At 45.8% G+C, this 25,589-nt stretch carries 30 protein-coding genes; 21 read left to right on the top strand and 9 right to left on the bottom strand.

What is annotated here, in order from left to right; translation table 11 throughout:
- The first annotated feature begins 9 nt into the window (after positions 1–9).
- The 18 genes from DXB70_RS05770 to rsfS all read left to right on the top strand — a co-directional run bounded on the left by DXB70_RS05770 (position 10) and on the right by rsfS (position 17,673).
- Positions 10–2,022, top strand: coding sequence for a hypothetical protein (locus DXB70_RS05770; RefSeq protein WP_118672856.1), 2,013 nt, complete (start codon positions 10–12; stop codon positions 2,020–2,022).
- Between the two features lie 23 nt (positions 2,023–2,045).
- Positions 2,046–4,073: a zinc ribbon domain-containing protein gene (locus DXB70_RS05765; protein ID WP_118672855.1), complete on the top strand. Its 2,028-nt coding sequence runs from the start codon at positions 2,046–2,048 to the stop codon at positions 4,071–4,073.
- A gap of 18 nt (positions 4,074–4,091) precedes the next feature.
- Positions 4,092–4,523 (top strand): zinc ribbon domain-containing protein, encoded by a 432-nt coding sequence (locus tag DXB70_RS05760; protein WP_118672854.1) that lies wholly within the window; start codon positions 4,092–4,094, stop codon positions 4,521–4,523.
- A gap of 17 nt (positions 4,524–4,540) precedes the next feature.
- Positions 4,541–5,533, top strand: a complete 993-nt coding sequence (locus DXB70_RS05755) for a zinc-ribbon domain-containing protein (protein WP_118672853.1) — start codon at positions 4,541–4,543, stop codon at positions 5,531–5,533.
- Positions 5,526–6,491 (top strand): M15 family metallopeptidase, encoded by a 966-nt coding sequence (locus DXB70_RS05750; RefSeq protein WP_118672852.1) that lies wholly within the window; start codon positions 5,526–5,528, stop codon positions 6,489–6,491. The genes DXB70_RS05755 and DXB70_RS05750 overlap by 8 nt, the downstream gene beginning before the upstream one ends.
- 19 nt (positions 6,492–6,510) lie before the next feature.
- Positions 6,511–8,691 (top strand): carboxypeptidase regulatory-like domain-containing protein, encoded by a 2,181-nt coding sequence (locus DXB70_RS05745; RefSeq protein WP_118672851.1) that lies wholly within the window; start codon positions 6,511–6,513, stop codon positions 8,689–8,691.
- Between the two features lie 126 nt (positions 8,692–8,817).
- Positions 8,818–9,741, top strand: coding sequence for a hypothetical protein (locus tag DXB70_RS05740; protein WP_147354043.1), 924 nt, complete (start codon positions 8,818–8,820; stop codon positions 9,739–9,741).
- Positions 9,742–9,783: 42 nt separating this feature from the next.
- Positions 9,784–10,629, top strand: coding sequence for an SH3 domain-containing protein (locus DXB70_RS05735; RefSeq protein WP_118672849.1), 846 nt, complete (start codon positions 9,784–9,786; stop codon positions 10,627–10,629).
- Between the two features lie 4 nt (positions 10,630–10,633).
- Positions 10,634–11,686 carry a M14 family zinc carboxypeptidase gene (locus DXB70_RS05730; RefSeq protein WP_147354042.1) on the top strand — a complete coding sequence of 351 codons (1,053 nt, stop codon included), beginning with the start codon at positions 10,634–10,636 and terminating at the stop codon, positions 11,684–11,686.
- 433 nt (positions 11,687–12,119) lie between these two features.
- The gene (locus DXB70_RS05725) at positions 12,120–12,998 is read left to right on the top strand and encodes a transposase (protein WP_118672847.1); all 879 of its coding nucleotides are present in this window, start codon (positions 12,120–12,122) and stop codon (positions 12,996–12,998) included.
- Between the two features lie 139 nt (positions 12,999–13,137).
- Positions 13,138–13,446, top strand: a complete 309-nt coding sequence (rplU, locus tag DXB70_RS05720; protein ID WP_106999905.1) for a 50S ribosomal protein L21 — start codon at positions 13,138–13,140, stop codon at positions 13,444–13,446.
- 5 nt (positions 13,447–13,451) lie between these two features.
- The gene (locus DXB70_RS05715) at positions 13,452–13,781 is read left to right on the top strand and encodes a ribosomal-processing cysteine protease Prp (protein WP_022359434.1); all 330 of its coding nucleotides are present in this window, start codon (positions 13,452–13,454) and stop codon (positions 13,779–13,781) included.
- A gap of 3 nt (positions 13,782–13,784) precedes the next feature.
- Positions 13,785–14,075, top strand: a complete 291-nt coding sequence (rpmA, locus tag DXB70_RS05710) for a 50S ribosomal protein L27 (RefSeq protein ID WP_022359433.1) — start codon at positions 13,785–13,787, stop codon at positions 14,073–14,075.
- A 59-nt stretch (positions 14,076–14,134) separates the two neighbouring features.
- The gene (gene obgE / locus DXB70_RS05705; RefSeq protein ID WP_118672846.1) at positions 14,135–15,427 is read left to right on the top strand and encodes a GTPase ObgE; all 1,293 of its coding nucleotides are present in this window, start codon (positions 14,135–14,137) and stop codon (positions 15,425–15,427) included.
- A gap of 215 nt (positions 15,428–15,642) precedes the next feature.
- Complete coding sequence (gene yhbY, locus DXB70_RS05700; protein WP_022359431.1) at positions 15,643–15,939, top strand: ribosome assembly RNA-binding protein YhbY; 297 nt, start codon at positions 15,643–15,645, stop codon at positions 15,937–15,939.
- 44 nt (positions 15,940–15,983) lie between these two features.
- Positions 15,984–16,616, top strand: a complete 633-nt coding sequence (gene nadD, locus DXB70_RS05695) for a nicotinate-nucleotide adenylyltransferase (RefSeq protein ID WP_333549079.1) — start codon at positions 15,984–15,986, stop codon at positions 16,614–16,616.
- Complete coding sequence (gene yqeK / locus DXB70_RS05690; protein ID WP_022359429.1) at positions 16,616–17,197, top strand: bis(5'-nucleosyl)-tetraphosphatase (symmetrical) YqeK; 582 nt, start codon at positions 16,616–16,618, stop codon at positions 17,195–17,197. Before nadD ends, yqeK begins: the two co-directional genes overlap by 1 nt.
- A 122-nt stretch (positions 17,198–17,319) precedes the next feature.
- Complete coding sequence (gene rsfS, locus DXB70_RS05685) at positions 17,320–17,673, top strand: ribosome silencing factor (RefSeq protein ID WP_118672845.1); 354 nt, start codon at positions 17,320–17,322, stop codon at positions 17,671–17,673.
- 174 nt (positions 17,674–17,847) lie between these two features.
- Here the strand turns inward: rsfS and DXB70_RS05680 are convergent, their stop codons facing one another.
- Together DXB70_RS05680 and DXB70_RS05675 are read right to left on the bottom strand one after the other, a co-directional pair.
- Positions 17,848–18,162 (bottom strand): HigA family addiction module antitoxin, encoded by a 315-nt coding sequence (locus DXB70_RS05680; RefSeq protein WP_182448418.1) that lies wholly within the window; start codon positions 18,160–18,162, stop codon positions 17,848–17,850.
- 14 nt (positions 18,163–18,176) lie between these two features.
- Complete coding sequence (locus DXB70_RS05675) at positions 18,177–18,455, bottom strand: type II toxin-antitoxin system RelE/ParE family toxin (protein WP_118672844.1); 279 nt, start codon at positions 18,453–18,455, stop codon at positions 18,177–18,179.
- A 164-nt stretch (positions 18,456–18,619) separates the two neighbouring features.
- Between DXB70_RS05675 and DXB70_RS05670 the strand changes: the two genes are divergently transcribed.
- Complete coding sequence (locus DXB70_RS05670) at positions 18,620–19,264, top strand: hypothetical protein (protein ID WP_118672843.1); 645 nt, start codon at positions 18,620–18,622, stop codon at positions 19,262–19,264.
- On the opposite strand, the gene DXB70_RS05665 is transcribed toward DXB70_RS05670, so the two are convergent.
- The 5 genes from DXB70_RS05665 to DXB70_RS05645 all read right to left on the bottom strand — a co-directional run bounded on the left by DXB70_RS05665 (position 19,230) and on the right by DXB70_RS05645 (position 21,173).
- Positions 19,230–19,481: a hypothetical protein gene (locus tag DXB70_RS05665; RefSeq protein ID WP_118672842.1), complete on the bottom strand. Its 252-nt coding sequence runs from the start codon at positions 19,479–19,481 to the stop codon at positions 19,230–19,232. The genes DXB70_RS05670 and DXB70_RS05665 overlap by 35 nt on opposite strands.
- Positions 19,478–19,789: a hypothetical protein gene (locus DXB70_RS05660; protein WP_118672841.1), complete on the bottom strand. Its 312-nt coding sequence runs from the start codon at positions 19,787–19,789 to the stop codon at positions 19,478–19,480. The genes DXB70_RS05665 and DXB70_RS05660 overlap by 4 nt, the downstream gene beginning before the upstream one ends.
- Positions 19,790–20,048: 259 nt before the next feature.
- Positions 20,049–20,561, bottom strand: a complete 513-nt coding sequence (locus DXB70_RS05655; RefSeq protein WP_182448417.1) for a hypothetical protein — start codon at positions 20,559–20,561, stop codon at positions 20,049–20,051.
- Positions 20,562–20,584: 23 nt separating this feature from the next.
- Complete coding sequence (locus tag DXB70_RS05650) at positions 20,585–20,902, bottom strand: helix-turn-helix transcriptional regulator (RefSeq protein ID WP_118672840.1); 318 nt, start codon at positions 20,900–20,902, stop codon at positions 20,585–20,587.
- A gap of 82 nt (positions 20,903–20,984) precedes the next feature.
- A complete protein-coding gene (locus DXB70_RS05645) occupies positions 20,985–21,173 on the bottom strand; it encodes a hypothetical protein (protein ID WP_118570723.1) in 189 nt (62 codons plus the stop codon).
- Positions 21,174–21,845: 672 nt separating this feature from the next.
- On the opposite strand from DXB70_RS05645, the gene DXB70_RS05640 reads away from it, so the two are divergent.
- Together DXB70_RS05640 and fliB are read left to right on the top strand one after the other, a co-directional pair.
- Entirely contained in the window at positions 21,846–22,541 is a 696-nt protein-coding gene (locus DXB70_RS05640) for a TMEM165/GDT1 family protein (protein ID WP_118672839.1), read from the top strand.
- A complete protein-coding gene (gene fliB, locus DXB70_RS05635) occupies positions 22,529–23,683 on the top strand; it encodes a flagellin lysine-N-methylase (RefSeq protein ID WP_118672838.1) in 1,155 nt (384 codons plus the stop codon). Before DXB70_RS05640 ends, fliB begins: the two co-directional genes overlap by 13 nt.
- 186 nt (positions 23,684–23,869) lie before the next feature.
- On the opposite strand, the gene lexA is transcribed toward fliB, so the two are convergent.
- Positions 23,870–24,487, bottom strand: a complete 618-nt coding sequence (lexA, locus tag DXB70_RS05630; protein ID WP_022359416.1) for a transcriptional repressor LexA — start codon at positions 24,485–24,487, stop codon at positions 23,870–23,872.
- Between the two features lie 182 nt (positions 24,488–24,669).
- Positions 24,670–25,584: a hypothetical protein gene (locus DXB70_RS05625; RefSeq protein WP_118672837.1), complete on the bottom strand. Its 915-nt coding sequence runs from the start codon at positions 25,582–25,584 to the stop codon at positions 24,670–24,672.
- Between the last annotated feature and the right edge of the window lie 5 nt (positions 25,585–25,589).

The following is a 25,589-nucleotide window of genomic DNA, read 5'->3' as shown; positions in this document are numbered from 1 at the left end:
GAGAATGATATGAAAAATGAACAAAACGAAAACTTCTTATATGACCCGGAAACGGGTGAACCGATTTACCCACAACCAGAGGACGCACCGCGTTTTGACCCGGAGACAGGTCGTCCACTTGGGAACAATCAGCCAACCGATGCCGCACCAGATCTTTTCGATCCGGAGACGGGGCTTCCAGTCGGACAAGCTTCACCAAGCAACGCAATTCCCGATCGCTTTGATCCGGAGACGGGACTTCCGCTTGGACAGAGTCAGCCAACGGACGCTGCCCCGGATCGCTTCGATCCGGACACAGGGCTTCCCCTTGGACAGGGCGCAGCCAGCCCGGACCGTTTCGACCCGGACACCGGTCTCCCGATCGGTTCAGCAGCCCCGGATCGCTTTGATCCAAACACCGGACGCCCAATCGGCAGAGGCGCTGCACGCGCGGCAGGCGCAGCCGGAAAAGGTTTTCTGCACGGCAAGACACTGGCGGCCGCAGGCGCTGGAATTATTGTGCTGGCAGCGGGCGGCACTGCCATCGCTGGCGGCGGACATCTGATGAAAAACAAAAAAGATATTGTCTCTGATGCCCTGACCGGAATCGTGGAGACGATGGATGACGGATACCTGGAGCAGACGTTTGGACTGAAAGATTTGCAGGAGCTGGCAGCGGGCGGAGATTGTACGATGGGTGTTTCTCTCGATTTCGACGGACTTTCACGCCTTGGCCTTCCAGATTCCCTCGCCGTCGATGTGAATCTGTCGAAAAACACCAAAAAGGATGCCGCTCTTCTGAATGCAGCTGTGAAAGCGGGCGGTATGGATCTGGGGACATTTTCCCTGTATGCGGATAACCAGATGTTAGCCGCTGCTGCCCCGGAGCTTATCTCACCGGTTCTCACATTAGACTATCAAAACCGCCCAGACAAGCGCGTCGAATCTTCTTTTATGGGGGAACAGCTGAATATCGAGTCCGGAGATTTCAAATATGCAGCAGAAGTAACTGGAATCTTCCATGATGCAGTTATGGGGAAAAAACGGTATTTTGATTTCAGCGAATTGTATGACCGTTATAAAGAGACAACCAAAGCAGCTGACACACTGAAAAATGCGATGGAAGTTGAAAAATTAGATTCCAAACGTTTTACCGTAGACGGAAAATCACAGAAATGCCGGGGCTATCACGTGGTTGTTTCCCATAAGGATCTGGCTGATTTTGTTAAAACTGCCGGAAAATATCTGGTATCCGATGATGAACTTCAGAATAACGAGATGGCTCGGCTCAAGGATGTATTAACAATTATCCGTATGCTCGAAGGAAATCATTATGATTCAGCGGATTCCCAGGCTGAAGAGCAGATGGATAAATTAAAAGATGCAATCCGCTCCGGCAGCGATGGAATCGAAGCGTTCTTTGACGACAACGTAGATGATCTCGACATGATCCTGTATGTCGATAAAAAAGGAAATGCCGCGCATCTGGAAGTTACCACCAGTATCGATAAGGGTAATCTCTATAATGTTGAAGCTGCTTTTGATTTTGAAGGCGGTTCCATTCCAACCCGTGAGATGAATGGCACGATAACCGCTGATTCCGGATCCAGCCGGCTTGGTCTTAAATTAGACAAGACAGAAAAAAACACAAAGGATCTCTGGCAGTCAGACTGGGATATTATCTTATCGGAGGATTCGTCGGATACATGTATATCGCTAACACTGGAACATGATAAGAGAGACGATGAATTTCAGCTGGAAGCAAATATAGATGATGCGAAACTGGAGTTGGGAGGAGAATTCCTTGATTACAGCAAGGGCAAATCGATCGAAATCGCGGTCGATACAGCGCGGCTGGACACAGGCTGGACTGAAACATGGATGAATGATCGGGATACTTTCAGCATGTTCCTGAAACCACTCTCTGAGAAGGTGGAGATTCCAAAGGGCAAACAGATTGATATTCTGGATGCAGATGAGGATGATTGGACTGACATGGAACATGAACTGGATCGCAATTTTGATATGATTCGGTCTTACTAAAACAGATAAAGGGGAGAAGATATATGGCATTTTGTGAAAATTGCGGTTCTCCACTCCCGGATGATGCAGCGCATTGTCCGGAGTGTGGAATGGCGGTAAGGATGAAACAGGCAGCAGAATCAGCAGACAATACAGTGGAAGCAGTGTTCTGCCCGGAATGTGGTGCCAAAAACGCAGGGGATGACCAGTTTTGTCAGGAATGCGGCGCGCCTTTGAACGGACAGGCACCGGTTCATACAAACGCGCCAGGAAAAGCTCCCGTCTCTGACGGAAAGAATCCGCGAAAAAGCTCCGGCGGCACCGGAAAATGGATTGCAGCGGGGGCAGCCGTCGTGATAGTGTCAGGCGCAGCTTTTGCGGTCCCCAAAATATTGGGCGGCAGTACTTCCGGTGGCAGCCCACAAAAGGGTTTTACCTATGAAAAAGACAATGTACTGTACTATACCGACGGAAAGAAAACATTAGAACTGACCGATCGGATCCGAAGCGACAGTTCCAGCACTTATCCGACTTCCCAGACTGCATATTCATCGGATGGAAGATATGTTTTTTACACGGGTAAGTATGGTTCAGGAAGTGAGGGGACTCTTTATCGCAGAGACCTGAAAAAGGACAGCGAAAAGAATGATACCGAAGAGAAGATCGCCAGCGACGTTACTCATGTAGGGCTATATGGAGATAATATTATCTATACCAAGGGATATTCCGTTTCCAACGGGTACCAGTCGGATATATATCTATGTACAAAGGAAGACAGTGAAAAATTATGTTCCGGTGCTTCCAGCTACTATGTCAGCAAAGATGGAACTTCCCTTCTCTGGCTGGACGATGAACAGCGCCTTTACCGCAGCGCAATTGGCGGAAAAGGGGAAAAAGAAAAGCTGGATTCCGATGTGACGGACATTTTATCCACAACGGATGATTTAAACACGGTTTACTACAAAACGAGTGACACCGACCTGTACTGTGCGATAGGCATGGAGACAAAGCGCGTTGATTCCGATGTAGAAGAAATATTTCCATGCAGTCAGAACAAATGCGTTTACTACACGGTAAAAGGAAAAAGCTACGAGATAAGGGACTTTGTGATTGATGACAGCGTATCATACTACGATTACTGGGCAGAGCAGCAGAGAGAAGACTTGAATAACGCAAGCCCGCTGGAAACCTATGAGCTATACTTGTTTGATGGAAAAGAAAGCAAGCGGATCATGGACAATGTCGATTATGTTTACCGCGTCGATCCTTGTATTTATATCGATGAAGAAAGCAGCAGAACCCAGGAAAAAGCGTATATAGCTGTGTCTGCTATCTATGACCAGTTGCCGCGCATCTCATTTTCACAGGTTTCACGCGATTCATCGGTAACTGCCGAATTTTTCAAATTGCATAGCAATTTTTACAACGGAGAAGTTCCTGCACGCATCGTGGCACCGGGTGCTTCGTTGGATGTTATATATGGAAGTAAATATAACTATCATATTGACACTGTCAATCATGTTATTTACCGGGATGTGTTGGAAGAACGGACAAAGGATGGTTCCTCCTCCTACCAGGTTGAACGCCTTGAAAAAATTCCCTACACGCAAAATGGTCTTAAAGAGGCTGTTGTCATCGATGATGATTATGATGGTGCATTCAGTGATAGTAACGGTGATCTCTCATACGCATTTTATGTAGATGATTCCCACCTCTACTATATTACAGATTACAACTACGATCGTTATCGTGGAAGCCTTCGCTGCGATGGAACCGAACTTTTGGATGATGTAGGATATTTAGAGAAAAACAATAACCGTCTGTTTGCGCGGGGAGCTGGAGCTGAGATGGGAAAGGATACCGATCTCTGGGAAATCTCTGGTACAAAAGTGACTGAATACGGTTCAGACATTTATGAATATTTTCCATTAAGCGATGGACGGATGGTACTTCTTCAGGATTACAGCGACCGCCGGTATGAAGGCGACCTGTATCTATGGAAGAATGGAAAAACCGAAAAACTGGACGAGGATGTCCGGATTCTCGAAGATAATTATTACTATATTGATTGATAAAAAGGAGAATGAGATATGGCAGACATCAAGAATACATTTTCAAAGGGACTTACCATTTTAAACGTAAAAACTGCAAATTTTTTGGAAATCAATAAGATCAAAACGTATATTACCACGCTTCAGACGGAAATCGACACCCTGAAAATGGAGCTGGGCAGAGAATTATATCAGAACTGGGCGGCGGAGGAAACGCCTGTTTCCGAAGCAATGGAAGAAAAACTGAACCTGATTCGTGAAAAAGAGGTACAGATTGCCGAACAGCAGCGCGCCGAAGCAGCACTTCTGGAACAGGAAAAGCAGATTCTCGGCGAAACCGCACAGCCTGCGGCACCGGTGTACAACAATCCGTCAATGCCGGAAAATCCGGTGCTCATCTGCCCGAACTGTGGTCAGGTGTACGAACAGCCGTCGCGATTCTGCCGTAAGTGCGGAACACGGATGAATTAAAGAAAGGGGGGATATCTATGTTTTGTCCGAAGTGTGGAAATCAGATAAAAGATACTGCTAAATTCTGCCCTAAGTGTGGACAACCGGTGCGGGCGGCGGGGCAGGCACAACAGATGCCGAGCCAGACGGCGCCGCAGCCGTCCATGCAGCAGCAGGCAGCCCGTCAGACAGCGGCAGCGCAGAGTCCTCAGGCACAGCGCCCTCGTCCTGAAAATCCTGCGTCTGTACAGAGACAGCCTGTACAGGAACCAGAACCGACACAGAAAAAATCGCCGGTAATCCTGATTTTAGGCGGTGTGATTCTTCTGATCGCCATCGGCGGAGCCGCCTTTTTCATCGGAAGCCAAAAAGGCAGTGATAAAGCAGCTGCTGAAGAAACCAGTTCTAGCGAGGATATCTGGGATGACTGGGATCAAGATGATAGCAGCGAGGATGAGAACGAAAACCGTTCCGGAGAAACCACGGATGTAACAGAAGCAGCAGAAGAAACAAAAGCGCTGGCAGAGACAGCTGCTCCGACGATTAACCTGCTCTCCGGCAGCAGTCCCGACCTGACCGGGTTGACGAAACTGAACATTTTACAGAGCAATACGACCCAGAGTTCCAATGCAGAAATGGTCGATGCTAACCACATCTATTATGCATGGAGTGCATTTGACGGGCTGCCGGAGACAAGCTGGCAGGAAGGACGTTCCGATGATGGAATCGGTGAGTCGATCACCGCGGGATTCGGTGCTTCTTATCCGATCAAGGCTTTAACCCTGCGTCTGGGTAACCACCGCTCCCAGGACTGGTATATCAAGAATAACCGTCCGAAAAAGCTTCGCATCACTATGGGTGGACAGGTATTCGAGGCAAATTTCAGCGATGAAATGAAAGAACATGTCGTTGTATTTTCTTCTCCGGTATGGGCGGACAGCATGAACCTGATGGTCGAAGAAGTATATTCCGGCACCACTTACCGTGATACGGCGATCGCAGAGGTAGGAGTGTACACAGCCAATGAGTAAGAAAAGCCGAAAGAAACAAGCAGTTACAGGACGAAGGACGTTCCCTATCGGGGGCGTCCTGATCCTGGTTATTCTGGGAGTTGCGATTGCCGCCGCCTTCTTTCATATGGGTGAGAAACAGGGAGAAGCGACCGAGATGGCAGGCAGAGAAACGGACACTGCCTCCGATGAAGATGAAAACAAAATAGCAGCGGGAATCGAAGAAGCGGGAGAGGGAGAGACACAGACGGAAACACAGGAAACAGAGCCAGAAACGAAACCCGCCGAAACAGAACCTCCATACCTACAGAGTTTGAGCGGTCTTGCACCGGGAACAATTTTGGATGAGTCGCAGATCGATTTTTCCCATTTAAGCCAGTATTTCTCCAGCTGGGAGATCGAGGAGGGCGATAACCTCTACAACCGGATCAATGGAAAGTCCTACCGTGCCAATGATACCGTTTCACTCAGCTCCCTGCGCTATCTTAAAATGCCGCATTACAACTTTAACGGACAGATTCAGGTGGGTGAAATGATCGTCAGCAAGGACATTGAAGCGGATATCAAGGCGATCTTTCAGGAGCTTTTCGAAGCCAAGTATCAGATTCAGTCGATGTATCTTGTTGATAACTACTGGACCGGAGATCCGGACACGACGGATTCTGCTTCGATCGATGTCAATAATACCTCTGCATTCTGTTTCCGGGCAGTTACCGGCGGAAAGAAACTTTCCAATCATGCATATGGAAAAGCGATTGATTTAAACCCACAGCAGAACCCTTATGTATCATACTCAACTGGCTCACCGAAGTGGTCGCATTCCAATGCCAATGACTATATCGACCGGTCAACCGGTCTGCCGCACGTGATCACCCACAGTGACTTAGCCTATCAGATATTTACCAAATATGGCTTCCAGTGGGGCGGCGACTGGAGAAATCCAAAAGATTATCAGCATTTTGACAAGAACAATCGATAAATAAGTGAGGAGAACAAATATGTTTTGCCCGAAATGTGGAAAAGAATTGAAAGGTACTCCGAAGTTTTGTACCTACTGCGGCGCAGCGATCGCGGAATGGTCTTCTGGTGCATCGACTCAGGCACCGCCGGTTCAGAAGCAGCCAGCTTACCAAAATCAGCCAATGTACCAGAACCAGACACAGATGAATCGTCAGCCGTTATTGTCGGAGAAAGCCGAATACGAAAAAAGGCAGGAATCACTGGATGAACCAGAAATTCCTTACAGCGGGAATTCTCCGAGAGGAAACGGACCCAAAAAGATCCTTCTGGCAGTTGCCGGGGTTGCAGCAGCAGCCTGTGTGGCGGGCGGCAGTATGGCAGCCGGAAAATGGTATGCATCGAAAAAGAATGCTTCCAGTGAATCCGAAACTTCTCTTGCCAGTGATGAAACGCAGATATCGGAGACAAGCGCCGACGGTGAAACTGTATCCGCCGAGGAGGAATCAGCCATTGAGACAGCTGCACTGTCAGACAGCGATCTGGCAAAGAAGATTGCAAAATATAACACCGGTTCCACCGCCGGTCAGGAACTGATGATCGACGTATTTGCCGAAAATTATACGCCGGGCGCCCGCGATACCAATTATGCGTGGGATAAGACGCTGTTCTATACACTGGAGGATGTCGATCCGAACAGTGCCAATGATGGACGGATCAACGGCTATTCCATCAGCAAAAAAATGATGAAGAATGCGGCAACCGGAAATAAGATGGAGTACGAAATCTATACAAATCCGGAAAATAACAAGGTAAATAAGATTGTCAGCATTGAATATTTCAGCGATCATCTGGAGATTACCGATTATTATTACGATGATGCCGGAAAAGTGAGTTTTATTTTTGTGCGTAATGATATCAACTATGTGCCGTCCTACGCCGTTCCGACGAAAGACGGACAGCGCTACTATTTTTACAATGACTGCATGACTAAATGGCGCGTTGTCTCCGGCGGCGTCCAGACAAACTATGTGATCGGGCAGAAATCCGCCCAGCAGGGAACAAATCCGGCAGGAAGTGTCCATCTCTATTCGTCCCTGGATGCACAGCAGCAGGCGAACTACGACACGATGGAAAAGCGGATGATCAACGCTGCTTACAATACCTATAACATCGTTCTGGCAGCCGAGGGACTGAGCGAGATCACCGGATATGTCTATAACGAGGATGGAACCCCGCTTCCGGATGCGGATGTTCTCTTAACGGACGGCAATAATCAGGAAAACCTCTTCAAAGCGAAAACGGACAGCAACGGATTGTACCAGATCGCGGTTCCGTCCGATGAATACAGTTATACGATCCGCGTTTCCTATGACTCCTGCGTATCGGTCAATATTTTCGGAATCGTTGTCAGCGGTCAGACCTTGTCTGATTATCAGAATCCGGTTTACATGGTTAAGAGCAGTGAGAGCGCCTTTTCCGTCAATCTGCGGCTGTTCGATGCACTCAACTATGCCGCCAACGGACAAGGCATGGAACGCCTGCGCAATGCGACGGTTTATATCCGGAAAGGTATTAACAATAAAAACGGAAGCGCCGATGCACAGGGAACGGCCGATGGCGAAGGTATCTTTTCGGTCAATCTGGATCCGGGTATGTACACGGCAGAAGTGGCAAAATCGGGGTATGACAACACGTACTATAACTTCGCGGTCCGTCCCGGCATGAACGACGTTCAGATCAACGCCTCCCCGAAGCTGGCCTCCGGCGAAGTGCGTATCGTCCTGACCTGGGGCGAGACGCCATATGATCTCGATTCGCACCTGTTTACCCCATATGACAGCGCGTTTGGGGACGACACGTATCATATCTGGTATGGAAATAAACAGGATGCCGTTGGGAATAACCTTGACGTCGATGATACCGACAGCTACGGACCGGAGACGATGACGATCCCGGTGCTGAAAAATGGTCTGTACAAATATTATGTTGCTGACTTTACCGATTGTTCCGGTAATAACCCTACTTCCTATGATATGTCCAATTCAGGGGCGGTCGTAAACGTCTATACCTCCAATGGTTTAAGCGCGACTTTCACCGTTCCGACCAACCGCCCTGGTGTTATTTGGGAGGTATTTGAGATCCGAAACGGAGTTATCGTGCCGAACCAGCGGTATTACAGCAATATTGAAGATAAAGCATGGTGGCATAGCGATAAATAATGATTATATTCATAAATCATTCGCCTACCGCTCAGGTATGAAAAAGGAGCGAAACAGATGATTTGTCCAAAATGTGGAAGAGAGCAGATAAAACCTTCCAAATTCTGCACCTATTGCGGTGCACAGATGGATATAGCAGCCTCTACGGCTGTCAAAGCCGGAGCGGTCGGACTGACTACCAAGATTGCCATCGGCGCCGCCGGGGTATGTCTGGCAGCAGGCGTTGGAGCTGTGGGACTGCATATGGGGCATAACTGGGGAGCTGGGAAAGCGGTTGTGGCGGAGAAGGAGAGCGGCGAAAACAATGATGAAACCTCTGAGGAGAAGTTAGCTGAAAATGCAGACGAAACATCAGCAGAGACCGTAGATGCATCTGCGGAAAGTGATGAAACAGAAAATGTGGATGAGATAAACCGGGAGGCGGTTGCGGCTTATCGGAAATATGTGTTAGAAAAAAGAGAATTACCGATTGAAAACGGAGGAATAAGCACATTTTCTGTTATAGATCTCAATAACGATGGAATTTTTGAAATGATAGTTGATAATTCTAATATGGAAGGAAGCTGCACTGCATATAACAGAGATACTTTTATCTGGTATGCTGATGGAAAAATTCATGAATTATCATTATACCCAGGTGTCTTTTTTATTAATTCCAATGTATTTGCAGTTGACGGAGAAAGAGTATCTCTTGCAAAATGCCTTGAAAAAATCCGCTGTATTGAAACGGATCGTTTATACGAACAGACTTACAAGCCATTTACAGATGAGCGTCCGAATTTAGATGCGGCATTCCGTAAAGCGGGGTATCAAAATGCTACCATCGCATATTTTTATGATCCATCGGCGGCACCTAATAGCTATTCAGATCCGATTTATATTTATCTGATCGCAGATGGAAAACACTATCAGTATTACATCCAGAACGGAAAAGTCATTCGCCGAGTTGCGCCAGAGGCAATTACCAGCAATGTAGAAATTAATTTCTTCTTAAAAGCATTGATCGAGGATGGCGCTGCCTGGCATGAAGAAGGAGGGCTTTCGGGCTGAACCGGATGCCCAGTATAAAAATATAAAAGGAGAATCAAAGAAATGTTTTGTCCAAAATGTGGAAATCAAATCAGTGAGCAAACAAAATTCTGCCCGAAATGTGGGGCTTCCATGCTTTCAGCGGGACAGCCGGAACAAGCATCGGCTCTCTCTAAAATGCAAAAGCCTGCAACAGCACCTACGCCGAAACCTCCTAAAAAGGGATTTCCGATTATCGCTGTACTCGCAGGAGTTATCTTGCTGTTAGCCGCTTGCGGTGCAGCGTTTATCCTGGGAAGCAAGAAAGCAGAGCAGGTGCCGGAAGAGACACAGGAGAGTGGCGATCTCTGGGATAACTGGGAAGGCGAGACGGAAGAAGAACGTCCGGTAGAAGCAACCGAGGCAGCAGAGGAAACAGAAGCATTCGTCACACAGGCGTATGAAACAACCGCTGCCGCTGCAGCACCTACACCGGAGGCGCTTTCTTCTCAGACATATGAAACAATGTATGTGGTGAACTGTAATGAAAGCATTTCGCTCCGTACCAGCCCGTCCACAAGTGCTGCCGCTGTCCGTCAGATCCCGTACGGTGAGGCAGTCAGCTATATCGGAACCTCCGAGAATGGGTTTTATAAAGTTTCTTACCATGGTGATACGGGTTATGCATTGGCTTCATATTTGTCTTACCAGCCAGCTCCGCCGAAAACGAACACCTATACGACGATGTGGGTTGTGAACTGCAACGACAGCATTACGCTTCGCACCAGCCCATCGACAAAAGCGACAGAAATCTGCCAGATTCCGCTGGGTGCAACTGTTTCCTATATTGAATCTGCATCAAATGGGTTTTATAAGATTACATATCTCGGAAAAACGGGTTACGCTCTGGCATCTTATCTGAGTGATTAATGCGATGATAAAACGAACTTTATGCTGGAAAATCAAATGGCTGTGTTTGTTTTCTCTGCTTTTAACCTTATCCGCCGGACACAGGCTCCATACCTGTGCGGCGGACACAGCCTCTTTATCATGTGAGCAAAGCGCGCTTTATTCATATGAATCAATGGAGCACGATATTCATACCTTGATTATAAAATATCCTTCTCTTTTACATGGCGACAGTCTCGGGAAGACGCCCGACGGGCGTTATCTGTACCATTTGGTAATCGGAAATGAAAATGCAGAGAAACAGATTCTTCTGTTTGCTTCCATTCATGCGCGGGAATATATCACAACGCCGTTGCTTATGAGACAGACGGCAGCATTGCTGCAGAACCTGTCGGATCAGACAGCATCCTATCGCGGATGTTCCTATCAGGATTTAATGAAGAATATCGCAATTCACATTGTTCCAATGATAAATCCGGATGGTGTCTCCATCAGCCAGTTTGGCATGGATGGAATCCGAAGCGCCACGGTCCGACAGGAAATTTACAAAATTTACGAATTGGATCAAGCGGTTGAAATAGGAAGCTATCTGAGAACCTGGAAATCAAATGCACAAGGTGTGGATCTGAATCGAAATTTTGATGCAATGTGGGATTCTTACAACGATCATCTGGAACATCCTTCCTCCGATCACTATAAGGGGACATCTCCGGCGTCTACGGAAGAAGCAAAGGCGCTGATAAAACTGACTGAGCAGTACCCTTTCAAACGAACGGTAAGCTATCATACACAGGGCGAAGTAATCTATTGGTATTTCGCACAGACCGGCGATTTGTTGAACGAAAGCAAGGCGTTTGCGGAGTCGGCATCCGCCGTCACAGGATATCCATTAGATGCGGACTACACCAAACTCGATCCCGCCGGATATAAAGACTGGGCGCTCCAGAAGAAAAACATTCCCAGCCTGACAATAGAGGTAGGCAGAGGTACAAATCCTCTGGAAATGAGTCAGCTTCCTGCGATCTATGAGCAGAATAAGAATGTGATTGGAGAAATTTTGTATGGGTTGAGAGAGTAGTTGGATATAAAGAGATTGAATCCAAACATGTTATAAATTTTTATAATGAGGGCAGAGCGATATGGTTTTATGTGTTGTAAAATATAAAAATATATCCCTCTGCTCTTTTTGTACTATGTGGTTCTATATTTTTGCACAAATATATAGAATCGCTTTTAGCCATATTGTATGTATCATTTCACATACAGGAAATACACCCGTTATATGTTTGGGCGTATTTACAGAATAAATAGTTGCAAAATTCTTACTTGCATATCCGAACCAGATATGTTACATTTAACTCATCAAGCATATATATTTCTTTATCTGCAATTCAAGCAATCTTATATTCTAATTATTAATCTGAGAAATCTTATGCTTATCCAAATTGGCAATACGAAAGAGCAGGAGATTCTCAGAAAAGCCAGATTCTCCTGTCAGAAAGGGGAGAATTATGGGAAATTTAATGAGGGTGCGGAGAAATCACAAGGACACGCTGTTCCGGATGCTGTTCAGCACAAGGGAGAATCTGCTGAGTCTGTACAATGCAGTGAATCATTCGCATTATACAGATCCGAAAGAATTGGAGATTGTGACGCTGAAAAATGCTGTATATATGAATATGAAAAACGATCAGGCATTTTTGCTGGATATGCAGTTAAACTTATATGAACATCAATCGACATGGAATCCGAATATGCCACTGCGTTTTCTGTTCTATGTGGCAAAAGAGTACCAGATGCTGGTCCGGAACCAGACCTTGTACGCATCGGCATTGGTGGAACTGCCGACACCGCATTTTGTAGTATTCTACAATGGAGAAAAAGAGCGGGAGGCGGAGGGTCTGCTTAAATTGTCACATTCGTTCATGCAGAAGACAGAACATCCTGAGCTGGAATTGCTTGTGAAGGTTTTAAATATCAATTTGGATAAAAATCTGGAGATCCTGGAAACCTGCCGATTGTTGAAAGAGTATATGCTGTTGGTTCATAAAATACGACAGTATGCGATTGAATACAAAGATATCAATCAAGCGGTTGAAAAGGCTGTGACGGAATGTATCGATGAAAATATATTGGCAGAGTTTCTGAGGAAGAATCGAGCGGAGGCGATAGAGGTGTGTATTTTTGAGTATGATGAAAAACGGGAAACGGAGCTGATACGGAAGGCGGAGTTTGCAGAAGGGGAGAAGGTTGGTAAGGCAAAGGGTGAGGCTAAAATACTTTTAAATCTGATTGAAAAAGGCATACTAACAAAGAAACAAGCCCTTGAACAATTTGGTGGTACTTATGAGGACTTGGAAAAAGCAGCTTTATCCGTAACACTGGTTTGAAATTTTCTCCCAAATTCAAGAAAAAACCATTGACAGATCCATATTCCGATGCTAGAATATCTAAGTGTGCCGCACAGCGAGGCTAAAAGTGCGCAAGCCGCCATAGCTGGCGAGTAATGATAATAGGAGGTGCCATCAGATGTACGCGATTATTGCAACAGGTGGTAAGCAGTATAAGGTTGCCGAGGGCGATGTAATCAAGGTTGAGAGACTCGGTGCTGCTGCAGGTGAAGCTGTTACTTTCGATCAGGTTCTGGCTGTTAACAACGGTGAGATGAAGATCGGATGCCCGACTGTAGAGGGTGCTACTGTATCCGCAACAGTTGTTAAAGAAGGCAAAGGCAAAAAAGTTATCGTTTACAAGTATAAGAGAAAAACTGGCTACCATAAGAAAAATGGTCACAGACAGCTCTTTACAGAAGTTAAGATCGAAAAGATCAACGCTTAATTGAAATGATTCAAGTAGACGTATACTCCGATTCCAAAGGATGTACCACGGGAGTGGAAGTAAAAGGACATGCTGGATATGATGAGTACGGCAAAGATATTGTCTGTGCAGCTGTATCCGTTCTGACTGTCAATATGGCTAATTCGGTGGAGAAATTTACCGATGACGGTTTTAAGGGCAGTGTGGATGAAAAGACAGGTCAGTTTATTTTTCATTTTACCGGTACTGTAAGTGCGGAATCAAAACTCCTGATGGATTCGCTGATACTTGGACTTACCGATATCGCGGAGAGTTATGGAGATAAATACATTAAAATTCGATTCAGGGAGGTGTAACGCATGTTTAAAATGAACCTTCAGTTATTCGCTCATAAAAAAGGTGTTGGTTCCACAAAGAACGGTCGTGATTCTGAGTCCAAGAGACTTGGTGCGAAGAGAGCAGACGGACAGTTCGTATTAGCTGGCAACATTCTTTACAGACAGCGCGGAACCAAGATTCATCCAGGTGTGAACGTAGGACGCGGTGGAGATGATACATTATTCGCTATGGTTGACGGCGTCGTAAAGTTTGAAAGAAAGGGCAGAGACAAAAAGCAGGTTTCTGTTTACCCGAGAACAATTAACGAATAATTATAAAGAAGCTCCATACGGATTGTATGGAGCTTCTTTCAGATCAGAAGGAGGTATTTATGTTTGCCGACAGTGCAAAAATTTATATCAGATCCGGAAAAGGCGGCGACGGTCATGTCAGCTTCCGCCGGGAACTTTTCGTAGCTGCTGGCGGTCCGGACGGCGGCGATGGCGGTCGCGGCGGCGATGTCATTTTTGAAGTGGACGACGGACTGAATACCCTGACCGATTTCCGTCATGTCCGCAAATATGTGGCTGGCGACGGAGAGCAGGGCGGAAAGCGCCGCTGTCACGGAGCAGACGGTGAGGATCTGATTGTCAAGGTTCCGGAAGGAACCGTTATCAAGGATTTTGAATCCGGCAAGGTAATCGCAGATATGTCCGGCGAGAATCGCCGAGAAGTGATTTTAAAAGGTGGCAAGGGCGGTCTTGGAAATATGCACTTTGCGACCTCAACGATGCAGGTTCCGAAGTATGCACAGCCGGGACAGCCGGCACAGGAACTCTGGGTACAGCTGGAATTAAAGGTAATCGCCGATGTTGGTCTGGTTGGTTTCCCGAATGTCGGTAAATCGACCTTGCTTTCACGTGTTTCCAATGCGCGTCCGAAGATCGCCAATTACCATTTCACGACGCTGAACCCGCATCTTGGTGTGGTTGATCTGCAGGATGGACAAGGCTTTGTCATGGCAGATATTCCGGGACTCATCGAGGGTGCATCCCAGGGAATCGGTCTGGGACATGATTTCCTGCGCCATATCGAGAGAACCAAGGTTCTCGTGCATGTTGTGGATGCGGCATCCGTCGAGGGACGTGATCCGGTTGAGGATATCCGTACCATCAATGCGGAGTTAAAAGCATATAATCCGTCGCTTTTAGAGCGTCCGCAGGTGATTGCCGCCAACAAGGTAGATTCGATTTACAATATCGGCGAAGAGGACTGGGAAGACCCGGTAGAGCGCTTAAAACGCGAATTTGAGCCGGAAGGCATCCAGGTATTTGCCATTTCTGCAGTTACCGGACAGGGTGTAAAAGAGCTCCTTTACCATGTAAATGATCTGCTGAAAACGGTTGACCGCAAGCCAGTTATTTTCGAAAAAGAATTTGAATACCAGTATCAGGGCGAGAATCTTCCGTATACCGTGGAACGCAATGAAGATGGTATTTATGTGGTAGAAGGACCGAAGATCGAGAAGATGCTTGGTTACACAAACCTTGATTCTGAGAAGGGCTTCCAGTTCTTCCAGAAATTCTTAAAGGACAGCGGTATTCTGGCTGAGCTGGAAGAGGCTGGCATCGAAGAGGGCGATACAGTTCGTATGTATGGTCTTGAATTTGATTACTATAAATAATTGACATTTACGTAACTGTTCAGTACCTTCACAGTCACGCGCAAAAATCCATTAAAAATTGCCTACGGCAATGGGATTTTTGCCTGCTGGTCCATGTTTTCGTACGGTCAGCGCAGTAAATGCGCAGACCTACTGAATAGTTACACATTTACAATATTTCAAACTCAGAAATCCACACTGGATCTGAGTTTGAATTTTAACAGGAGATAGATTTTATGACAAGCAAACAGAGAGCTTATTTAAAAGGTCTCGCGATGACCATGGATCCGATCTTCCAGATCGGCAAATCCAGCTTGACACCAGAACTGACCGCTGCTGTGGCAGAGGCGCTGGAGGCCCGCGAGTTAATTAAACTGAATATTCTGAAGAACTGCGTCGATGACGGCAATGAGCTGGCAGCCGTTCTGGCTGAGCGTACCCACGCACAGGTAGTACAGGTAATCGGCAAGAAAATTGTTCTTTATAAAGAGGCAAAGGACGAGAAGAAACGTAAGATCGTTCTGCCAAAATAAAGGGGCTGCATTCTGCGAATGAATCTCTGACAGAAAGGATACGGATGACGATGAAAAAGATCGGTATTATGGGGGGAACATTTGACCCGATCCATAATGGACATATCATGTTGGGAAGACAGGCGTATGAAGAATATGATCTTGACTGCATCTGGTATATGCCCTCCAGGATCCCGCCGCATAAAAAGGATCATACGATCACAGCGGCAAAGGACCGTTTGGCAATGACTGCAGCTGCGATCGCGCCGTATCCTTATTTTAAGCTGTCTGATTTTGAACTTCGCAGAATCGGCGGAAATACCTACACAGCAGACACGCTTCGCTTATTGAAAGAAGAATATCCGGATGTTGAATTTTTCTTTATCGCGGGCGCAGACTCAATTATGGACATTGAAAAATGGTATCATCCCGAATATGTTCTTCCAGCCGTCACATTTTTGGCGGCAGCAAGAGAGCATGAGGAGGCGGATCGTTCGCTGGATGAGCAGATTTCCTATTTAAACCAGAAATATCAGGCGCATATTCTGCGTCTTCACTGCCGTGAAATGGATGTCGCTTCGGCGGAGATCCGCGCGGCTTTCCGGGCAGGACACGCAGCAGACGTTCGTTCCCTGGTGCCGAAGGAAGTCTGTCAATATATCGAACAGCACGGCTTGTATCAGGAGGTAAATGTGTAATGGACGAAAGAATTACAGAGATACGGAAGCATTTGAAAAAGAAATTGAACCCGATGCGCTATGAACATACGCTGGGTGTTTCATACACATGCATGGCTCTGGCTATGCGTTACAGTGCCAATCTGGATCAGGCGGAGATGGCTGGCCTTCTCCATGACTGTGCAAAGCGCTATGATGATGCGACTATCATCTGCAAATGCCAGGAGCATGGCATTGAACTGACTGAAGGTGAACTGCGGGCTCCGGCTGTGATTCATGCAAAATTAGGCGCGTGGATGGCAGAACACAAGTATGGTATTACCGATCCAGAGGTCTTATCTGCAATCGCCTGCCATACGACCGGAAAACCGGCGATGTCCCTGTTAGACAAGATCCTGTACGTAGCCGATTACATCGAACCGCGCCGTGATAAGGCGCCAAATCTGCCGAAGCTCCGCCGTCTTGCATTTGAAGATCTGGACGAAGCGCTGTATCAGATTCTGGACAGCACCCGCAATTATTTAAAGGAAACGGGCACGGCAGAGGATGATACAACCGAACAGACCTGGGAATACTATCATGAACGTCATGTTCATCAATAGACACATTAAGATGTGAATGTGATGTTGTGAACTCTATCCAACAGGTTATAAAAAGGGCAGGCAGAAGAGCTGCTTTCTTTTGAAACCGGATTCAAATAAAATAATGAGGAGGATAATCCCCCATGGAAGCAAAAGAGCTGACCAAACTTGCCGTAAAGGCACTGGAAGATAAAAAAGGTGAAGATATTCGCGTCATTGATATTCATGGAGTATCTGTACTGGCTGATTACTTTGTCATCGCAGACGGAAGCAACGCCAGCCAGGTAAAGGCAATGGCAGATAATGTAGAGGAAGAACTCGGCAAAGCCGGTCATGAGTGCCGTCAGATCGAGGGGTACCAGACTGCCGGATGGATCCTGATGGATTACGGCGATCTGATCGTACACATTTTCTCCCGCGATGACAGACTGTTTTATGATCTGGAGCGCATCTGGAGAGATGGAAAAGTAGTTGAGAATGTGGAGGAGTTGTACTAGATTTTTGTTTAATTCCTTTTATTTCGCGAATATTCCTTCAATCGCGAACAAAAAGTAAAAATCAAAAAACCAGTTTTCCTTTTATATCCCAAACAAGAGGGTATAAGGGTGAAAACTGGTTTTCCTTTTATTTCCGAAACTAAATGGGGCTCCATCAATATGGTGGAGTCATTTTTACATCTGTAGCGCAGCAGCCTCTTCAGACCGTACGGATGGAAATGGGATAACATTCTTTGGAAGATGCTGTTCTGCTTCCCAGAGTGTCAGTTTCTGCTGCATATTCATCCAGCTTTCCGGCGATGTGTTCGTCGCTTTTGCAATACGAATTGCCATATCAGGGCTTAACATCGCTTTTTCATTTATAAATTCTGATAATGCTTTCCGGCTTACACCAAGCATTCTGGCTGCATCGGTGATGGTAAGCCCCAGTGGTTTTATAACATCTTCCAAGAGGACAACTCCCGGATGAGTTGGTTTTCTGCTTATCATACATGTTCCTCCTTCTAATGATAGTCCTGGTAATCCACGAGATGCGCATCCTGTCCTTCGAAATAAAATGTTAATCGCCAATTGCCATTAACAGTAACAGACCACATGTCCTGTTTGTCTCCTTTCAGCGGATGCAGCCGGTATCCCGGTAAATCCATATCCTGCGGACTGATACTTGCATCAAGACGATCAAGCATTCTGCCTAATTTGGGCGCATGCTCTGGCTGGATTCCTTTCTTGGAACCGTTCTCAAAAAATTCCTTTAATCCCTTGTGTGCAAATGATTTTATCATATTTATATTATACCGTGTAACGTGGCAGGTGTCAATTATGGATACACTTCTAAGACCGTTATGAAAATTTCAAAAGTATATTAAACTGCAGGTTCAATGCAGTCTTTCCTCTTCCGTGATATAACTGTCGTATCAGGAACATTACGGGAAAGGAGAAACTATCCGTGGATACTGCAAAGAGAATTACAAAGCGAATGAGTCCGAAGGAAAACAGAACGAGACGGAAGGAAGCATGTTCCGTTTTCCTGTCACACCGGAAGAGAGAATCGTTATGGGAAAGGATTTCCATATGGAAGGAAGACATCATCTGCATTTACCAGAGACTGCGGTACGGATACTGTTACCGTGACACATGGTCGATTGACTACTGGTTCCTTACGGTTGTTCCGAACATGATCCATGATCTTCGCGTCAACAGCCATGGTTATCCCGGTTCCTTCGAAGGGTCGGAAGAAGAAAACATCCGAAAATGGGACCGTATTCTGAAAAGAATGGAATTTCTGTTCTGGGAGGCAAATGAGGACACATGCAGAAAGAAGAATCCGTATGAGAAAGAACACGATCTGGCACGGGAAGAATTCACGGCAAAATACGGAATGTTCGGTGAGAAGCTAAAAACGGAAGAGGAGATTGCAAGGGAAAAGCGGGAACATACGCATCGGTTGTATATGATGAGCGATGTGCCGGAATATGCACAGATCTCGGAAAAGTGGTTGGCGGCCGAGGGAGAACTGCGTGAGTACCGGGACCGGTGCCTGAAGCAGGGAATGGAGCTTATGACGAAATATTTCCGGAACCTGTGGGATTGATATGCAGGGACGGGAAAAAAGGAAGCGGCGGGGAGTCGAAGGAGGATTCCCTGCCGCTTCTGTCGTTCGCTTTCTGCTTCTTCCGATTGTATGCCTTGCCGCTTGGCATGGTCCGCGTTGCCGGGTTCAGGATGCCCCAGGTGGAACGCTGGCCGGAATGGTATGCTTTTTGTGTTTTTTTACTCTGTTTGCTGATCGGGACAAATGATTTCTTCATGCGACACCTCGATTCTGTTCCAGTGTTTCCATGATGTTATTGCAGAATTCCATGTAATCGTTATGACCGAAAAGAAGCATCTTGTTGCACAGCAATTCCATGGATTTTTCAAATTCCGCCGTGTCTTTCTTTCTGACTTTGCAGAGAATGATGCGGTACGGGGAATCGTCCCGTGAAAATTCGTTTCCGAACCGAACGGAAACATGGTTCTGTGCGAGCAGGGAATCCGCAAGGTAGTCTTTATGATCAATATACATATATTGGACGGACAGGATGGACAGACCGTCGAGTCTCTGGAAGTTTTTCATGGAATCCTCCTTTGTGATAGCTGTCTGTAAGGAAAAGGCTGCGAAATTTGCATTCCGCAGCCGTGGTGCCTGAAACCGTACCCGGCACCGGCGTGATCGCTCACGGGTTTTCTACAGGGGGATCATTTACCATTGATATTTGCTGAATTAGCGTACCATGAACCGAAAGATACAACGGATAAAAAATAACAAAACAATCCATGTCACTGAACGTTAACAATCCCATCTGCATTTTTAAAGACCCTGTACGGAAAATTCTTTAAATGTCCGCTTCAAACAGGAACGTCTGATTGTACCGGTCAAGGGCAATCTGCATTTCCATGATCTCGCCGGAAATGCGTTCATAATCCTGTTTTACCAGTTCCGGATCATAATTGGTGTAGCGATATTCCGGAACGGCATTTCTGGAGCTGAATGCGTGAGAAGATTCCCTCATTTTCGGAAGACATTTCCGCATGGCATCCAGGGTCGCTTTGCGGGAGTTGAGCTGTGCCATTCTTACCAGGATGCTGTCAACGCTCATTTCCGTGTCTCCGACCGGGATCTTTGCGGTGGCGTTGGTCAGATTCAGAGCGTGTTTGATGATGACGGTTTTACGGTCGATCTCTTTCAATGTCGCAGAAACAGTGGAGTAGTCATAATCCGGGATAACCGGTTCCTCACCAACGGCGGCAACGTAAGTGCGGGATGCAGCTTCCTTGGCTTCCCAGTAGGATTTCTCGTCCGCCAGATTTTTGAGCAGTTTATTGGCATAAGCCGAAGTCATTTTCATGATGTGTGTTCGCCTCCTTCGTATCAATTCCTTATGACACGATTATAAGGCGGGAGAAGGAGGATGTCATTGAACCGCTGGTTTAAACCGCCCCATAAACGAGGAATATCCCCGTCAATGACGAGGATATTTTCAATGCTGGTATGTAACAGTCTGCTGAGAATGATAAAGTTGTCCAGGCTCGGCAGGGATTTTCCGGCAATCCATTTGTAGATTGCCTGTGGGTTCTCAAAGCCGAAGGCGCCTTGGATCTCGCGGATCGTATAGTTCTGCTCTGAAAGAAGCTGCTTGATCCGCTTCCCGGTTTCCACGGGCCGGATTGACAAATACATCGGTTCCATTTGCATCCCTCCATGATTCTGTACCATCCCGAAACACTTGTTTCCATTCTATCACGGCTGTGGTAGATTGAACAGCGAAATTTTATTTCTGCAGGCGAAATCTGGATACTTCTTTGCGATCCAGTTTATCGAGTTTCTTATTTTGTGACCGTGCGTATTTGAACAGAGCAAGCAGCTCGATTCCGGTGGACGGAGTATTCTGATATGGATTTGGAATCTCATAGTATGATGACGATAAAGCTGTATTCTCAAGAAATTTAGGTGTTTTCATTTGCAACCTCTCCTTGTTTTTGGGATTAATCTATTTGCATTATACCGCAGAATACGTACGGTAAAAAGTCGATTTATACTCCGTATAGGTAACGGAAGACAAAACTATGAGCACAGACGGAAAAGTCTGTGCTCATGATTAATTCGCCAGGAAGTGGATTATGTTTAATGATAACTTATATCAAGTTTTAGGGATAAATGTGCTATACTTATCCCCGGCACCAGCACGTTTGGTGAAGGTTGGGTGAGATGGGCAGTTCTGAAACATCTGATAAAACCGCTATTAGTACCACTACCTGTTTTTACCTTGGCAACATCGAATTTTGCGAGCCGGTAAGAAAAAATAAGTTAATTGACACTGCAGAAGCATTAAATTTCGTTGACAAGTCATTCTTTATTTGATAATATTTATCAAGTAATTTAATATCCCATGAGGGAGTAGTTAGCGCGAAAGTGTGATTTGTCAACATTCTGATTATAGTACCTGTATAATCTGGCAAATCTTAAATAATGAGACTCATGTATATCGATGGACGACAGTTTTTGTATCATGCATAGCTGTCAGTTGATATACATGAGTTTTTCTTTTGTGCATTGATGCAAAAAAGGGAGGACATCATAATCGACAGTGAGCGGTGAGGGAACATGCATTACATCTAGGAGGAAATGAAAAATGATGCTGTTTTTTAAAGTATTTTTTACAGAATTTATCGCAGAGATGGGCGATAAAACCCAGCTTATGCTGATTGCTCTGACTTCCAAATACAAGCTGAGAGATATTATACTAGGAACTGCGGCGGCGATCCTTGTTCTGAATGGTCTTGCCGTTCTGGCGGGCGGACTTGTCAGTGAATTTATTCCTGACTGGCTTATTAAGATGATTGCAGCACTTGCATTTCTGTATTTCGCCGCATCGACGCTTGCCGGTGATGATGACGAAGAAGAGGAGGAGGGCGGTAAATCAAAGATTCAATTCGCACCCTTAGCTGTTTTTTGCACATTTTTTGTGGCAGAACTGGGAGATAAGACTCAGCTTACAGCCATCACGTTCGGAGCCAATGAAGGCATGAAATCAGCCTTTGTTGTATGGATTGGATGCTCTCTGGGACTTTTTGCAGCGGATATTCTCGGAATGCTGGTTGGATATCTTTTAAAGAGCAAAACTCCCGATGGGCTGCTGAATACACTGGCATTTGTTATTTTTTCCATATTTGGTGCTTTCACACTTCATCAGGGACTGAACATGATGAACGCAAGAGTCTGTCCGATTCCGGTATGGCCGGTATGGCTTGCTGCGGCTGTTATTTTTACTGCCTTATGTGCCTGGATCTATATAAAAAGAAAGAAGGAAAATAAATGCGATATTTAAAACCACATTTTTATGATAAATTTGTCTGTACAGCAGGAGATTGTCCGGATAGCTGCTGTGCCGGATGGCAGATCATGATTGATGAAACCTCTCTGGAGCGATATGGAAATGAAAAGAGCGAGTTCGGAACGCGATTACGCAATTCTATTGACTGGGATGAAGAATGTTTTTACCAGAACAATCGGCGCTGTGCATTTTTAAATGAAGAAAATCTCTGCGATCTTTATAAAGCACTGGGACCAGATTCTCTTTGTGATACCTGCAGGATGTACCCGAGACATACGGAAGAATACGAGGGACTTCGGGAATTATCTCTTTCCCTGTCCTGTCCGGAGGCGGCTAGAATCATTCTTTCCTGTAAAGAACCGGTCCGTTTTCTGGAAGAAGAGGACGATTTGGAGGACGATTTTGAAGAATTCGATTTTATGATGTTTTCCCAGTTGGAAGATACAAGAGATGTTCTGTTTTCGATTTTACAGGATCGATCCCTTCCTCTGACACTCCGAATGTCGGCATCCGAACAGCTGACAGAACAATATCAGATCCGGGTGGAAGAGCAGAAGGAATATGAAATTGATGAACTTTTGCGAAACTGTGAAGCTCATCATCAGAGAAAAAAACTTCAGGAATTTGTATCAGAAAGTCTTGCTGAAAAAGGCATTGATGCAGCATCTCTCCATCGGTGGGCACGCCAGATAGAAGAATTGCAGGTACTACGCGGTCTGGAACGTCTGCGTCCGGAATGGGATGATGTGCTGGATGGTGCTGAAAAGTGGCTGTATCAGGGAAGTGAGGAAACCTATCATAAAATTTGCGAAGAATTTCATAAGGCATATGGAAGCTTAGGAAGTCACAAAGAAGAATGGGAAAATCTGGGCGAGCAGCTTTTAATGTTTTTTGTCTATACCTATTTTTGCGGGGCTGTCTACGACGATATGGTCTGTTCCAAGATGGAACTGGCATTGTTCTCTGTTCGCTGGATACAGGAATTTCTGATGGTCCGATGGCTGGAAAATGGAAAGAAACTTTCCATGGAGGATGTGGAAGAAATCTCCTGGAGATATGCCCGGGAAGTAGAACATTCCGATGATAACTTAAATGCACTGGAAGATTGGCTTTTTGAGCGGTATGCGCCGGTTTAATCACCGAAAGAAGCATATTGCAAAAATGAATCATACGAACAAAAAAGCTCTATTCTATAAAATTGAGCGTACCGTATCTCCGGACGTCAACGAATAGCATAGAGCTTTTGAGTTAAATTTTGCCACATAATGCTTCTGTCATTTTCATGATAATAAGCAAAAGGTAAGCGTCAGTAAACCAAGAGGTTACCGCATAAGGCGCAGTAGACCGATTACTTTGCCAAGAATCTGTACTTTATCCACAATAATCGGATCCATGGTTGCATTCTCTGGCTGGAGACGATAGTGACCGTTCTCCTTGAAGAAACGCTTAACAGTAGCTGAATCATCGATGAGTGCAACCACGATCTCGCCATTCTCTGCGACACTGGTCTGTTCCACGATAACACGATCTCCGTCATAGATGCCCACATCGATCATACTATTGCCGCGGACCTTCAGCATAAAAGTTTCGCTGTTCGGAAGCAGTTCTGCCGGAATCGGGAAATAGTTCTCCACATTCTCATCAGCCAGAATCGGCGCACCGGCTGCTACAGTACCGATAAGGGGTACATTCACCAGTTCACGGCGGGACAGGTTAAAGGTGTCATCAACGATCTCGATGGCTCTCGGTTTCGTCGGATCCCGGTGAATATATCCGTTCTTCTCAAGCTGTTCCAGATGAGAGTGGACAGAAGAGGTAGATTTAAGCTGTACCTTTTCACAAATTTCACGTACCGTCGGCGGATAACCTTTCTTTAAAATGCATGCTTTAATAAATTCCAATATCTCTTTCTGTTTATCTGTAATACGTCCCTGTGCCATATAGATTCCTCCTGTCGATGAAGTATATAAAATGTTTTTAATATCGGATATACAGTGATTCTGGCAGGATACAAGTCGAACGCCCACCTGATGGGACCAGCAGCTGAATCACTGAAAGGTTTGGCCTATAGTAAGCCCTTATTATATTATATATAGTAACATATGTTCGGGCAAAATGCAAACTATTGTTCGTCTTTATCAATGTTTTCTTTTTTAAGCTGTTCTCTTGCCTGCTCAAGCAGCACTTCCAGACGGGCATTTTCTTTGTCTGCCTGACGAAGGAGTTCCTGCATTTCCCGTTCTTTTTTGAATAGTGCACGCTCCATCGTAAGCTCCGCTTGGGCTTTGCATTGCTGAAGACCCATATCAGCATCCGCTTTTTGTTTTGATAATTCCTGGGTAAGTTCTGTGAGTTTCTGCTGTAATTCTTTATTTTCAGTTTCAAGTGCCAGAATCCGATCGGATGCATGCTGATAGGACTCTGACTTTACCTCCTGTTCTTTCTGAGAGTGAGAGAGAGCAAGTACAGTATCATGAAGCTCCTGTTTGCATTGCAAAAGCTCATTCTTAAGCATTTCTTCTGATTCTTTTGAATGTTCATTTTTCTTCAGCTGATTTTGTGCCTCTTCTAGTTTCTCCTTCAGCATCTGGTTGATCTGTTCCTGGTCAGCAGCACCTTTTCTGAGCGAATCTAGCTGTTCGGTGAGTGTCTGTTCCTGCTTGGTCAGCAAAGCGGACTCCGCATCCATTTTTTTCTTTTCTGCTTGAAGTTGTTCTACTTTTTTCTGTAACTCTGTGAGGCGCAGTTCTTTTCTCTGGAGTTCAGAAGAGAACTCCTCCCGTGCTCTGGCTTCTGCATTCTGGTTCAATTCCAAGCTATACAGATATGCGGAGGTGATGGACTTAACCATGGTTTCAAACTCCTCAATCTCGACACTTCTCCCCGGGATTGAGGATTTGGCTTGATTTAACTCAAACACCTGCATCACATGATCAAAGCCCTGGGCCTGGTTCATTCCTTTTTGTTCGCAAAATGCACGGAAAGCATCCGCTGTATCGGAATCGATTCGAAAGTTTGCCTGTTTAATTTCCCCCATATTCT

The organism is Clostridium sp. OM05-5BH, assembly GCF_003481505.1.
In the GTDB taxonomy this organism is placed as follows: Bacteria; Bacillota; Clostridia; order Lachnospirales; family Lachnospiraceae; genus Otoolea; species Otoolea fessa.
Note: the sequence above shows the minus strand (reverse complement) of the source record. Positions and strands in the feature narration are given on the sequence as shown.